12 protein-coding genes and 1 pseudogene are annotated in these 14,204 nt (G+C 36.2%); 2 read left to right on the top strand and 11 right to left on the bottom strand.

The window, feature by feature from the left end; translation table 11 throughout:
- Window positions 1–72: 72 nt before the first annotated feature.
- From ymfI to GSM_RS00800, 7 genes and pseudogenes are all read right to left on the bottom strand, one after another.
- Window positions 73–798, bottom strand: a complete 726-nt coding sequence (gene ymfI, locus GSM_RS00830; protein WP_010077676.1) for an elongation factor P 5-aminopentanone reductase — start codon at window positions 796–798, stop codon at window positions 73–75.
- Entirely contained in the window at window positions 798–2,099 is a 1,302-nt protein-coding gene (gene yfmH, locus GSM_RS00825) for an EF-P 5-aminopentanol modification-associated protein YfmH (protein ID WP_003688043.1), read from the bottom strand. The genes ymfI and yfmH overlap by 1 nt, the downstream gene beginning before the upstream one ends.
- Window positions 2,086–3,357, bottom strand: a complete 1,272-nt coding sequence (gene yfmF / locus GSM_RS00820) for an EF-P 5-aminopentanol modification-associated protein YfmF (RefSeq protein ID WP_003688044.1) — start codon at window positions 3,355–3,357, stop codon at window positions 2,086–2,088. The genes yfmH and yfmF overlap by 14 nt, the downstream gene beginning before the upstream one ends.
- A gap of 179 nt (window positions 3,358–3,536) precedes the next feature.
- A pseudogene (locus tag GSM_RS15610) lies at window positions 3,537–5,863 on the bottom strand (DNA translocase FtsK).
- Between the two features lie 50 nt (window positions 5,864–5,913).
- The gene (gene trmL / locus GSM_RS00810) at window positions 5,914–6,426 is read right to left on the bottom strand and encodes a tRNA (uridine(34)/cytosine(34)/5-carboxymethylaminomethyluridine(34)-2'-O)-methyltransferase TrmL (RefSeq protein ID WP_003688046.1); all 513 of its coding nucleotides are present in this window, start codon (window positions 6,424–6,426) and stop codon (window positions 5,914–5,916) included.
- A 205-nt stretch (window positions 6,427–6,631) separates the two neighbouring features.
- Complete coding sequence (locus tag GSM_RS00805; RefSeq protein ID WP_003688047.1) at window positions 6,632–7,489, bottom strand: methyltransferase domain-containing protein; 858 nt, start codon at window positions 7,487–7,489, stop codon at window positions 6,632–6,634.
- Between the two features lie 15 nt (window positions 7,490–7,504).
- Window positions 7,505–8,002, bottom strand: a complete 498-nt coding sequence (locus GSM_RS00800; protein WP_003688048.1) for a YbaK/EbsC family protein — start codon at window positions 8,000–8,002, stop codon at window positions 7,505–7,507.
- 221 nt (window positions 8,003–8,223) lie between these two features.
- Between GSM_RS00800 and GSM_RS00795 the strand changes: the two genes are divergently transcribed.
- On the top strand, window positions 8,224–9,201 hold the full coding sequence (locus tag GSM_RS00795; protein WP_003688049.1) for a GMP reductase: 978 nt from the start codon (window positions 8,224–8,226) through the stop codon (window positions 9,199–9,201).
- 143 nt (window positions 9,202–9,344) lie between these two features.
- Here GSM_RS00795 and GSM_RS00790 read toward each other — a convergent pair whose 3' ends face one another.
- Window positions 9,345–9,701, bottom strand: coding sequence for a PTS glucitol/sorbitol transporter subunit IIA (locus tag GSM_RS00790; protein WP_003688050.1), 357 nt, complete (start codon window positions 9,699–9,701; stop codon window positions 9,345–9,347).
- Between the two features lie 144 nt (window positions 9,702–9,845).
- On the opposite strand from GSM_RS00790, the gene GSM_RS00785 reads away from it, so the two are divergent.
- Window positions 9,846–10,877 (top strand): lactonase family protein, encoded by a 1,032-nt coding sequence (locus GSM_RS00785; RefSeq protein ID WP_003688051.1) that lies wholly within the window; start codon window positions 9,846–9,848, stop codon window positions 10,875–10,877.
- A 171-nt stretch (window positions 10,878–11,048) separates the two neighbouring features.
- Here GSM_RS00785 and mgtE read toward each other — a convergent pair whose 3' ends face one another.
- From mgtE to GSM_RS00770, 3 genes are read right to left on the bottom strand one after another with little or no spacing between them, the layout of a single operon-like run.
- Window positions 11,049–12,416: a magnesium transporter gene (gene mgtE, locus GSM_RS00780; protein WP_003688052.1), complete on the bottom strand. Its 1,368-nt coding sequence runs from the start codon at window positions 12,414–12,416 to the stop codon at window positions 11,049–11,051.
- 6 nt (window positions 12,417–12,422) lie between these two features.
- Complete coding sequence (locus GSM_RS00775; protein ID WP_003688053.1) at window positions 12,423–13,325, bottom strand: RluA family pseudouridine synthase; 903 nt, start codon at window positions 13,323–13,325, stop codon at window positions 12,423–12,425.
- Entirely contained in the window at window positions 13,315–14,121 is an 807-nt protein-coding gene (locus tag GSM_RS00770) for an NAD kinase (protein ID WP_003688054.1), read from the bottom strand. Before GSM_RS00770 ends, GSM_RS00775 begins: the two co-directional genes overlap by 11 nt.
- Between the last annotated feature and the right edge of the window lie 83 nt (window positions 14,122–14,204).

Genomic DNA, 14,204 nt, shown 5'->3' with positions numbered 1-14,204 from the left:
AGCTTATATCTATAATTATCTAATCTACATCAAGTATATCATAGACAGTTAAATATATTAATTAAGAATTACTTATTTCAACCAACCACCAGTTACATAAATCGTCTGACCCGTGAGATACCTAGCGTGTTCTTCCAAAACTGCCCTGACCCAATAACTGATTTCATCCGCAGAAGCAAACCTTCCCATCGGAATTTGCTCATCAATTTTTTCTTTTTGCTTATCAGAAAACAACGAATTCATCTTTGTATCAACTGCACCTGGTGCAATTACATTGACAGTGATTCCAAGTGAGGCTACTTCCTTACTATAAGCTTTTACAAACGCCGATAATGCCCCCTTGGCTGTACTATAAGCTACCTCCATTGCACTACCTGAACCGCCATATACTGAACCTAGAAAAACAATTCTTCCATAACCACTTTTTGCAAGTTTGTCTTCCAATAATTGAATCAGTCTCAATGGGCTAAGTACTTGCATCTGCATGATTTCTGCAGTGTTGTCATACGCACTCTGGCTAAATAATCCGTAGTATGTTGTCCCCTGTGCAAAAATCAATGCATCCAAAGAAAACAACTGAGCCGTTATGCCTTCAACTTGTTTCAAATCATTGAAATCTGCTTTAATTTGCAAAAAATCCTGTTTTTGATACTCTGATCTTAATTTTTCAATTAATTTGTTTACTTTATTGATTTCTGTGTTTGCATGCAAATACAATGACCATCCATCTTTTGCTAAATCAACCGCAATTTTTTCACCAATATCTCCAGATGCACCCACTACCAGTGCCCATCTCATTAATCAACATCTTCTTTCGGTAAGACTTGATACACACTCATATTATCAGGTTCAATGAATTCATCAATCGCCTGCAAAATATCTTTCATTTTCAGTTCTTTCAAAATCTTAACCGCATCAAAACTCATAGCACCGTCAAATAATTTTCCTTCATATCGATTTGCAATTCCTTCAAGTGAATTCATTGACTGAATTTGTCTACCGATAAATTCCTTCTTTGCCAGTACAAATTCTACTTTTTGACCACTAATTGTTTCATTAGCACTCTTTAGCAACTCTGTCACTTTCATAATAAATTTTTCAGCGTTACTGGTTTCACCACTTATAACACAAAAATGATATCCTCGACCAACTGAAATATCGTAATCAAAGCTATCATCAATCAAGCCATTATCGTATAGTTCATTGTATGCCTCCGACGATTCACCCATCAACAAGTACATCCCAATATTTAAAGCAATTTTATACTTTAATCCCTTTTTACCAGCTGGTAATTCTATATTCCCACGAATTCCAACCGCAACTTTAGGCCGACTTGTGTCAACTCTGAGTGTGCGATAAGGAATAATGTCATATTCATCATTTATCATTGTCTTACTATGCATTATTTGAGGAGCACTAGGGAATTGCTTTTTACTTTGATTTTCTTCAATCCAGTTGATTACTTCATTGGGATTAATTGCACCTACTACAAACAAATCCATATTACTAGGCTGATAGAAAGTCCGATAACAATCATACAAGTCTTTGCTTGAGATATTTTGAATCGACTCTACAGTGCCTGCAATGTCTTTGCTTAAAGGACTGTGTGGATACAAATTTTCAACTATTCCACTATATAATCTCCAGTTATAGTCATCATTGTACATCATGATTTCCTGGGTAATTATTCCTTTTTCCTTCTCGACCGATTCCTTTGTAAAATACGGAGATTGTACAAAGTCAAGTAAGGTCTCAAGACATTTTCTGACATTCTCAACAGTTGAAAAAAGGTAACTTGTTTTTGTATATGAAGTAAATGCATTTGAATCCGCACCCAACTGTCCAAATAATTCAAAAGCATCATAGTCAGGTTTTTCAAACAACTTATGCTCCAAAAAATGTGCAACTCCGTCTGGTCTGTTCATAATTTTATTATCATCTAATGATACAAACGTTGAATCTACCGAACCATAATTTACAGTAAAGCTTGCATATGTCTTATGAAATCCCACTTTTGGGACCAGATTAACGGTCAATCCATTAGATAATACCTTTTGGTAAACTTTTTCTTCAAAATTAGGATAATCAATTATTTTCATTCTTTACTTTCCCATCTAAAAAGCTGACTGCCTCTAAATGTGCCTTTCCGGCAATCTCGGCGATATCTGCAATTGTCACACTTTTTATTTTCTCAATCCACTCATTTTCTTGCAGTTCTTTATTCAATAAACCATTAAACAGTGCTCGACTAAGTAAGACACCCTGATGATCCAATTGACTTAAATAACTATTGATCAAAGATCTTTTTGCAGTCTCTATTTCTTTTTTTGCGGAGTTTCCCGCTCTTAGTTCCTCTAGTTGTTGGTTAACAATCTGTAAGACTTGATTTTTGTTTTTTGCTTCAATCCCAGTTTTAACTGATAGGAATCCACGAAAACTATCATATGAGCTGCTCGCATAATACGCCAAGCTCGCTTTTTCACGAACATTAACAAACAATTTTGAAAGCGGTTGACCACCAAATAAATCATTAAAAACTAAAGCAGCATAATACTTATTTTCTTGAAAATAGACAGGCAACGAGTATCCAAGGTTTAATTTAGCCTGACTGATTTCAAGATGATGAATACGTTCCTTAATCTGATTCTGCAATGATTGTACATAAAACAGTGGTACTTTTTCAGGATACCTATCAGAAAAATTAAGACTGGCTGCTATTTTTCTTGACTTTTCATCAGCCACATCACCAGAAATAATTATTTCGACTTGATCATTGTTAATGCATTCAATGTAATACTTGTATAGTTCTTCATTTGTAATTTTAGCCAGACTTTCAGCATCTCCAAATGAAGGAAGCGCTTGCCCGTCATCTTCAAAAAAAGCATTATTCAATTCAAGTGTCGCAAATAACTGCCTATCATCTTTGACCGAACTGATATAATCAGCTAGAACTTCCTTTTGTCTCTCAAAAGTCTTTGGATCAAAACGATTACCATCTAACAATGGTTTAAAAATAATTTCCTTTAAGAAATTGATTCCTTGTTCTAATAATTGACTATTAGTATTCAAAAAATGTTCATTAACGCATTCCAAGTTAAAGCTTAACGCATGAATATTTCCCTTTCTTTCTGTAGAAACACCAAACCCTGCACCATACATTCGTGCAAGTTCTTCTGATAATATCTTCTGACTAGGATACTTCTGACTGCTGTTTTCCAAAACACTAGCTAAAAGCAAGCGTTTGGTTAATGATTCAGACTTCAATGGAGTTATCAAATCCACTGCTATTCTAGTTGTTTTAAATTGTTTGGTTGAAATCAACGATAAACTAACACCTGGATTCAAGCTTATACGCACTTATTTTTCCTCCCTAAATATTCATAGACCTAATAATAAGCGAAAAAAATACAAAAAACAATCTTACTTTCAACATACACTCATATCTCAAAACTAATAAAGGATTGCCCAAAAGATACTTCGGCGCAATCCTTTATTTATAGCTAACCATCTTGTTTCTTGTATACCTTTCTAACTTGTTATTCTTTCGTTGTTAAATCATCATCTTTTTGCACAAACACTTTACGAGGCTTACTGCCCTCAGATGGACCTACCATACCATGAGCCTCCAACTCATCTACAAGTCTAGCAGCACGATTATAACCAATCCTGAAACGGCGCTGAAGCATTGAGATGCTGCATGATTGCTCTCTTGCAATTAACTTAACCGCATCCTCGAACAATTCATCTTCTGTATCATCAGTTTGATTTTGCTGTGTTTCTTCATCTGAGACAATTAACGACTCATCATACTCTGCAGGCTGTTGTTCTTTTACAAAAGCCACTATGTTTGCCACATCTTGATCAGAAATAAATGCACCTTGAACCCTAATTGGCTTATTAAGTCCCATTGGAAGAAACAGCATGTCTCCTCGACCTAATAATTTTTCTGCACCATTTGAATCAATAATTGTTCGTGAGTCAGTACCACTTGAAACCGCAAAAGCCATCCTTGAAGGAACATTTGCTTTTATCAAACCGGTAATAACATCGACTGAGGGACGCTGAGTCGCTAAAATCATGTGAATTCCAGCAGCACGTGCCATTTGTGCCAACCTAATAATCGCATCTTCAACTTCATTTGAAGCTACCATCATCAAGTCAGATAATTCATCAACCACAATTACAATATAAGGTAACAGTTGTTCAGCCGTCTTCATTTCCTTATTTTGCCGTTCTACCATCTCATTATACCCAGCAATGTTTCTCTGACCCGTGTTTGCAAAGAGCTCATAGCGGCGTTCCATTTCCTCAACCAACTTGTTTAGAGCCTTTGCAGCTTTTTTAGGATTTGTCACAACAGGTGTCAACAAATGTGGAATCCCATTATAGACACCCAATTCAACTTTCTTTGGATCAACCAGCATCAACTTAACTAAATGTGGCGGACAGTTCATTAATAAACTTGTAATAATTCCATTAATTGCAACTGATTTTCCGCTACCAGTAGAGCCGGCAATCAACAAATGGGGCATTTTGCCTAAGTCAGCCGTAACAAGATTGCCTGCAATATCTCTTCCTAGGGGAACCTCGAGTAATTTAGAATGTTGTCTCTTTTGTTCCTCAATTATACTTCTGAACGAGACAGTTGATACTTTCTGATTAGGTACTTCAATACCAATCAATGATTTACCAGGAATCGGTGCTTCAATTCTAATGTCTTTAGCTGCCAATGCTAAGGCCAAATCATCCGTCAATCCAACAATTTTGCTCACTTTTACACCAATCGCAGGATGTAACTCATATTTGGTAACGGAGGGACCTAAGATTGCTTTTTTTATTTCGACATCAACACCAAAACTTTTGAATGTTTCCTTAAGAACCTTAGTATTACGCTCAATTTTCTTATATTCATCGCTTTGATCTTCTGCCGCAACATCTTGTAGCAATTCTGTCCCTGGTAACTTATAATCTGGATTCACTGAATTTCCAGTAATAAGCGATTCGCTACTATTATCATCTTTAGTCTCATCACCGGTTGTATCTTCAGTCTCTTTTTTTTCTGTATTCCAACTGTTAGTTTTGACAAATTCTGTCTCAGTTACAGGTTCTTGCCCTTTCATCTGTTCTTGCTCAGTATTATCTACAACACTCTGTTGTTTTTGCTGCGCAAGTTCTTTTTGTTTTTTACAATTTTTTGTTCATGTGATTTCTTATTATGCCTTTTTATCTTGCTATAGCCACTTTTAACTGTTTCAAACAGTTTTCTTAATATAACACTACAGCCTTTTATGAAGTAGTTAGCAGTAACTCCAATTACCTGTAAAACCTTAGTAAATGATACTTCAAAGAAAACACACAAACTAAGGACAGCAAAGACCGAACCAAATATATAAGTCCCTACCTGGGAAAATAAGAAATAAGCTGGAGCATAGAAGAATGCACCCAGCATTCCACCACCTACACTCGTTCCAATATCACCAGCTACTAGATCATTTTGAAGATACTGCCACGTAATATTAATAAAATGAGAATGCAAATCAAGCTTACCAAACAACATCGCATGCAAGATCAACAGCAAGGATAATATAAGACCACCTAATCCCCAAATCCAATTCTTCTTTAGCTTTGGCTCAGTTCCAAAAACTAGGAGATAGGCTCCAAGTACAACAAGTGCAGCTAAACCAATTACTGCTACATCCCCTAGAAAGATACGGAAGAGATTCAAGCACAATATTCCTAAAAACCCCAATTTAAAAATTCCAAATACACCAAAGAAAATAAAAAAGGCTCCACAAATCCTATTGGACTCTCTCTTTTTAGCCTTGATACTTGGTTTTCTTTTTCTCTGTGCCACCTTTTTCACCTCGATATATATCTGATTCAATTCTAACATAACAAATGCTCAGATATTGTCTACTTCAATTTATCATTCTCATAAAGATGCGTTTGCTCTAAATCAGGGAAATTTTGCTGTCTTAAAACTTCAAAAATTACAATTGCTGCACTATTGGATAAATTTAAGGCCCTGATATTTTTATCGTTTTGCGGGATACGAATACATTTCTCCATGTTCGCACGCATAAATGGTTCAGGTAACCCAGTCGTCTCTTTTCCAAACAAAAAATAGTGGTCCTTGTTTGTGTCGGAATAATCTGCCTGAGCGTATGACCTAGTTGCGAATTTTGAAACTAGATACAGTTCATCATTTTCACCCAGTGAGTCCATAAAAACTGGTAAGTTTTTATGATAAGTAATCTTGACCTTGTCCCAATAATCAAGTCCAGCTCTTTTAAGATATTTATCATCAGTTGAAAACCCAAGTGGCTCAATTAGATGCAGTTCTGTATTTGTTCCAGCACACGTTCGGGCAATATTACCCGTATTTGCTGGCATTAATGGTTCGAATAAAACAATATGATTTGTCATTTCAGATAGGTCTCCATTCAAAAAAATTTACAATAAAAAAGCGTAACTGTTCGGTGTGGGCACGGCGAACAGTTACGTTAAATGAAGTACAATTATGTAATGACTAACGATAAACTCGATAATCACTAAAAACCGATTTCTTGAGATTATATTACCATGCCCCTATTAAGTTTTCAAGGTTTTCTTACAAAAAAATTAACTTTTATTAGCTTTTAACAACTAAAACTGAAACATCAATAGTTATCTCATTCAATTTGTTGCTCAGAGCCTGTTCAAGTTTCTCGGAGTCTGCTCCCCAATGAAGAGGAGTCATATATACAAGATTTTCAAATAATTCCGGCGTTAATTTAAAGGAATACCTAAGTTGTTCGATTTCTGCAGCCGGATAGTTCTCCTTAAATAATTCCAACACATCATGATTACTATATGAATAGTTCTTATCGCCTTCGTCGTAAAGAAGATGTCGTAATTCAATTAGATAATTACTATTAGGAATAATTTTAATCAGTGAACCGCCTGGAGCGAGTACACGCTTGAATTCACTATATGATGAAGGTGAAAACATATCAATGACAATGTCGAATATCCCCTTGTTAAAGGGAAGCTTTGCCAGATCTGCGATACAATAAAATGCGTCACTTTCTCTTTTAGCTGCTAGATTTATTGCTCGTTTTGAAATATCAAAACCTATCATTACATCTTCGCTATTCTGCCGTTTATTTTCAATGTACGAAAGTGTTGACCCTTCACCACATCCAACATCTAATATTCGCTTCCTTTCTTCAGTACCGATAATTGATGTTATTTTTTCCGCAATTGGCTCAAAAAAACCAGCTGCCTGAATTTTTGCTCGTGAATTCCACATTCTATCGTCATCGTAATCGCTTGTTATTTGATGTGTTAGGAGATACAGTGTTCCTTTTTTTGAAAAATCAAAATTATGACCATTCTTACAGATTACGCTATAAGGTTGAGTATCTACAAAGCTCGATCTACAAACAGGACAGACAAACATATCAATATTCTGTGCAACAAAATGTAACTTTTTCTCGATTTTTTTCAAGTTCGTCTCCCTACTCTACTGGACCTTCAAATATTTTCCTGCAACAAGTTCAACTAAATCCCTTTGCTTTAAACGAACTGAACGCCCAACCTTGCCAGCTGAAACCGATATTTCTTCGTATTCTTTAATACGTTCGTCAAAATAAATAGGAAAACCCTTGCGAATATTTATGCCAATTGGCGTATTAGCTCCGTGAACATATCCTGTAATATTAATTAGTTTCTTATTATCTGCGAGATGAACCTGCTTTTTATGCAGCTGGTTAGCAATCAACTTCAAGTCGATTTCAAATTCTAATGGTAAACAGACAACAAGATAGTCATTTTCATTATCGCTTCCTTTTAACACAATAGTCTTCAAGATACTTTTGGCTGGCACTCCAACAGCTTCGGCTTCACCTAACGCATCTGCTCCTTTTTCTAACCAATTGAAAAAAACTTCCTGATATTTTACATGATGTTGATCAAGAATTCTTTCATCATTTGTTTTTTTAATTTTCTCTTTTTTTGACATTTTACTTACTCTCCTCAACATAATTCATCATATTGATTATAACCCGTACTAAGAATTTAGTCATTCTCAGAACAAAACACGAATATTTATCATACTTTTCCTATTTTAAATTTGACTTTTATCACATATTGCTGTAACTTACAATGTGTTTGTCATCTTGATAAACGTATTCACCGAATTAACCGAATTATGTGTTCAATAAAGAATGAGAGGTTTTAAAAATGTCTGTATTCGATTATGAAGATATTCAATTAGTTCCAAATAAGTGTATCGTTAAAAGTCGGTCTGAAGTTGACACCACTGTCAAGTTTGGTCCAATGACTTTTAGGATTCCTGTAGTCCCAGCAAATATGCAAACAATAATTGATGAACCACTTGCTATCTGGCTAGCCCAAAATGGTTATTTTTATATCATGCACCGCTTTGAAGAAAATAAAAGGACAACCTTCGTACAGATGATGCATTCCAAAGGGCTTTTTGCTTCAATTTCAGTTGGTGTAAAATCAAATGAATACAAATTAATAGACGAACTAGCTGAACTCAGAGCTATTCCAGAATACATTACTATCGATGTTGCCCACGGTCACTCTGACACAGTCATTGAAATGATCAAGTATATTAAGAAAAAACTTCCTGGTACTTTTGTGATAGCTGGAAATGTCGGTACTCCAGAAGGTGTTCGTGAACTCGAAAATGCTGGTGCAGATGCAACAAAAGTTGGAATTGGTCCTGGTAAAGTTTGCATTACAAAACTTAAAACCGGTTTTGGTACTGGTGGTTGGCAATTAGCTGCTGTTCGTCTCTGTGGAAAGGCTGCAAGTAAACCAATCATTGCAGATGGAGGAATCCGTCACAATGGCGATATTGCAAAATCGATTCGTTTTGGCGCTTCAATGTGCATGATTGGTTCGCTGTTTGCTGGTCATAAAGAAAGTCCTGGTGAAATCATCGAACAAAATGGTGAGAAGTTCAAGACTTACTTTGGTTCAGCATCACAATATCAAAAGGGCCAGTACAAGAATGTCGAAGGAAAGAAAGTACTAATTCCTTACCGCGGTTCTATTGCCGACACATTGCGCGAGATGCGTGAAGATTTGCAGTCGTCAATCTCTTATGCTGGTGGTCGAGAATTGAATTCATTAAGAAAAGTTGATTATGTTATCGTAAAAAATTCAATTTTCAATGGAGATAATATCTAACAAGTATTTTTAAAATAAAAGTGTAGCAAAAAGGAAGCTAGGTCAATTTAACTTTTAACCTAGCTTCCTTTTTTAATTACACGCGAACGCTTTTCATCTTGAGTCACGCTTCTTCTACATTCAAGTCTGTGTCAAGTTTAGTTCTAATAATACTTAATAACACTTCCAACAGAAATATTTGGTAATTCATATGGTTCTAAATAAATTCCGCTATGCTGTGGGTTCTCAGGAACTGGTGCAAAAAACAAAGTTGCATGACCAATCATTTCCATATTACTTTGAACTAATTCCCCAATATGTTTTATTTCATAAACCTGATCATCAATCTGAATGTTTTTCAAACTCTTAATATCTCTTTTTTTAATGTCTGAATTTATAAAATGTTGTACCACAGATACTCGTCTTAATTGGACCGATGCTGTTTCATCAAAAAGAATCATCAATGGATCGTTTTTTGAAATAGCCTCTGGCCCAATTTCAACAACCTTTGCTTCTAGCATACTACTGACCCCTTCTCCACTAAGTGTTTGTCTTTATCATTTATTGTATCACATTGTAGTCGAACTTTACTAAGTAATTGTTACCGTTTTTATAAGATATGATATACTTATAGAAAATAATAAATACTCTAAGGAGGACGTATATTGACTCAAAAAATTCTATTTGGTACTTACACTAAAAAAGCTTCTAAAGGTATCTATGAAGCAATTCTGGATGAAAATAAAAAGCGATTATCTACTCCAGAATTATTTATTCAACTAGATAATCCAACTTACCTGCAAAGCAATTCTGCTGGTCAAGTCTTTACCGTTGTAAAAGACGATGATTTGGGTGGCATCGCAAGCTTTTCTGGCAAAACGAAACCTAAACTTATCAATACACAAACAGCTGCTGGCGCACCTCCCTGCTATGTTGGATTAGATAATGAGCATCATTTGGCCTTTGCTGCAAACTATCATAAGGGTACAATTACAGTCTACAAAGTTGATTCAGATGGGGTATTAACAACTGTTAATGAAGTTAAACATACTGGTCATGGTCCACTACCAGAACAAGATACAGCAAAAATACATTTTACTGATTTGACTCCAGATAAACGTCTAGTTGTCTGTGATCTAGGATCCGATAAAGTCTATACTTACGATATTAGTGCAAACGGACAATTAAGCTTGGTTGCAACCTTTGAAACGGCTCCTGGTTTCGCCCCACGTCATATCGTTTTCCATCCAAATGGTAAATTTGCCTACCTTGTTGGTGAACTCAGCAGTCACATATCTACACTGTCTTACGACAGTCAAACTGGCAAATTTGATTTACTTCAGACACTCGTAACGATTCCCGAGACGTTTGATGCAGCTAATAACGGGGTTGCGGCAGTTCGTATTTCAACTGATGGTAAATTCGTCTATGTCTCTAATCGTGGTCACAATACAATTGCTGTGTTCAAAGTCAATCCTGATTTCACACTCAGTCATTCTGGCTACACGTCAACAGAAGGTGAATTCCCACGTGACTTTGCACTAGATTCAACTGAAAAGTTTCTGGTTGTTACCAACCAAAACACCGACAACGCTACACTTTTTGAACGTTCTAGTACAGATGGTTCACTTACTCTACTTCAAAAAGATATCCCGGTACCTGAGGGGGTCTGTGTCTCTTTTGCGCGCTTCAATTAACTTTTTTGACACAAGAAAAGAAAATGTGGCATAAGCCAGTAAAATTTGGCTTACGGGCACGTGTTTATACGGAATAAACAGAGGGCTGATTCAAAAATAACTTTTGAACCAGTCCTCTGTTTAATATTCTTTGTAATGCTTATAACAAATTTACGAAATATTTTAAATGAGTCATTTCTTTACAATGAATGATAAAAATAGACTCGCAATATTGAAATAAATTAAAACAGAAGTTAAATCACTAAGCGTTGAAATGAAAGGACCGGAGGCAACTGCTGGATCAAAGCCCAGCTTGTCCATGGCCATAGGAATAAGACCACCAGCCAAATTGGCCACAATAATCGCACACATCATAGCCAAGCCAATTACAAAACCTAAAACAAAATTACCCTTCCAAATTCCAACAATTAAAAAAATTGTTAGTCCTGTAATTATCCCTATTATGAGACCAGTCAATAATTCAGTAATAATCGTCTTGAAAAGGCCATCATTATCATCTTTAGAAGCCAGTTTTCTGACCGCAACAGCCAAACTTTGCGTCCCTGCATTCCCCGCAGTACCCGTAATAGATGAGATAAAAACTGCCAAGATACTTGCCTCACTCACTAGCTGTTCATAATGCGAAATTAATGTTGCAGTTGACATTCCCAAAAAAAGCAGTGTTACGAGCCATGGTAATCTCTTCGAAGCAGATTTAAAGGGATTAGTTGTACTTTCCTCTGTATCAACACCAGCCAGTCCAGAGTAATCTTCAGCAGATTCTTCATCGATAACATCGATAATATCATCGACTGTGATAATTCCAATCATCTTTTCATCATAATCTGTCACTGGAATTGCCAAAAAGTTATAGTCACGAATTGTCTTAGCAACGTCTTCTTGATCTTCATCGACTTTTACCGACATTACTTGGTTATTCATAATTTCTTCAATCAACAAATCATCATCGCTAATCAACAAGTCCCTTAAGGTGACTACACCAATAAGTTTGTCATCAGCATCGACCACGTATGAATAATAAATTGTTTCCGCATCAACTGCAGCTTTTTTCAAAACATGCAGCGCAGATCTAGCAGTTTGATTGACGACAATCTTGACGAATTCGGTTGCCATAATAGCTCCGGCTGTTTTATCTTCATAGTGCAGCATTTCTTTGATTTCTGCAGCATTTTCCCGTGGCAACAGCCTTAAGTACTTATTTAAACTTACATTATCCACATATGCCAAAATATCAACAGCATTATCAGTATACATCTCAGATATTACTCCAGCAGCATACTTAGTTGACATCTCTTGAAAATATTTTGCTACATTTTCAGGTTCTTCCTCGATCGCATTAAAGGTATCGGCTAATTCAGCAGGAGTGAGATAGCGATACACCCTTGCTCGTTGTTTTTCATCTAAATTAACAAAAATTAATGCTTGTTCATACACATGAAGCATTACAAACTGCTGGTGAAATTTTGTTGCCTGTTGCTGATCAAGCAAATTAACAATTTTGTCTCTTATATCTGCATCTCTCTTCTCTCTATCTCCCATGAATTATCACCCCTTAACGTTGAACTCGTTATTAATAAACATTTGCATATCATCTGCAATTTTACTTGTAATTGTTAATTCTTTATTTAGAAATGGATGGAAAAAAGTCACCTGCTGACAATGAAGTGCCTGTCTTTGCAGTGGAAGCCTACTAACTCCACCATACAATGTATCCCCTACAAGTGGCATCCCCAAGAATGCACTATGAACTCTAATTTGGTGAGTCCTGCCCGTGTGCAACTGTATCCTGCAAAGAACATAGTTCTGACTTTCAGATTCTTTCCAGTACTCGGTGCTCGCATATTTTCCATTTTTTGCAACCATTCTTCTCACAAGAGATCCTTGCATTCGAGCAAGTGGTAAATTTATTAGTAAGTGGTTTGTTGCCATACTTCCTTGCAATATTGTATAGTAAAATTTCTTAATTTCATGTGCCTTTAATTGTTCATCAATCATCGCATGGGCATACCGATGTTTTGCAAACAATACAATCCCCGAGGTGTCACGATCAAGTCGCGTTGCTATGTGAGGCCCAATTTCCTTATAGCCCCTGATCCGGTAGTATCCCAGTACCCGCGCGACAAGTGAATCTTCCTTGTGCAACGCAGAAGGAATAGACGCAACACCTGCTGGCTTATCAACAACCAAATAGTCGCGATCCTCGTACAAAATATTAAGCGGTACAAATGAAGGCACAAGAAAAGGACTGATTTTTTCAGATGGTAAGCTGATTACTAGCAAATCCCCGCTTACCATCTTATCAATTTTTCTACCTTCATTACCATTTATGAGTAATTTGCCACCATCAGAACGAACTGTAGCCAATAATCGGCGCGAAACTCTTTTTTGCTTCAAGAATGTTTTTACCCTTATTGGCTGGTTTCCATTGTAAAACCAACTAATTTGCATACTCTGCCCCAATAAATGCATCTTGGACCCTTTGCCAAAATTGCATATGCCGATATTTAGCGAATTGTATGCTTCTATTTGAGATTTTAAACCTAATTTGTTCAATTCTCCTACCATGAAAACTATCCTGATCAACCGTTAGAATATAATCACATTCACTTGTTGGAACCAAAGTTACCCAATCATTCGGCGCAATTATCATTGGTGAACTTAAGGTCCGAAAAACTCTATTGTTTATAGAACTTATCTCAGTCATCTGTAAGACCTTTAGATTAGGATGAATCACGGCACCACCTAGTGATTTATTATAAGCAGTTGAGCCAGTTGGGGTAGAAATACAAAGGCCATCACCCCTGAACTTCTCAAATAGGTCGCCACCTACGAAAACATCAGTTACCATAGTTGCACTATTTCGCTTTAAAGTTGCTTCGTTTAATGCTAAAAGATTGACTGGCCTTTGATCATCCTCATATTTAACCCTTATATCCAATAAAGGGTAGCTGACCGATTGGCCATTATCTGACTGCAAGCTAATAACCAAATCATCAATCTCATCATCACGCCAATCTGTGTAGAATCCCAAATGTCCAGTATGCACTGCAACAAAGCGAACTGTATCCAAGATACTTTCATATTTATGAAAGGCCGCCAATAAAGTCCCATCGCCACCAATAGTTACAACGATGTCAGGATTTTTTTCATCCATAACAAAATGTGTATCCTCAAACTTTTTTCGGAGTTTTTTGGTTACTTTTACTGATTGACGCCCATCATTTGTAAAAATCGCGATTTTCATAGCCGACCTCTTCTAAATTCGTTCTTAATTTAACCACCATTTTATATTATCGCACGAGTATAGTATAAAAGAAAATATTTTAC

The sequence above is a fragment of the Liquorilactobacillus mali KCTC 3596 = DSM 20444 genome (genome assembly GCF_000260415.1).
Taxonomy (GTDB): domain Bacteria; phylum Bacillota; class Bacilli; order Lactobacillales; family Lactobacillaceae; genus Liquorilactobacillus; species Liquorilactobacillus mali.
This window is presented reverse-complemented; position numbering and strand designations above follow the sequence as displayed.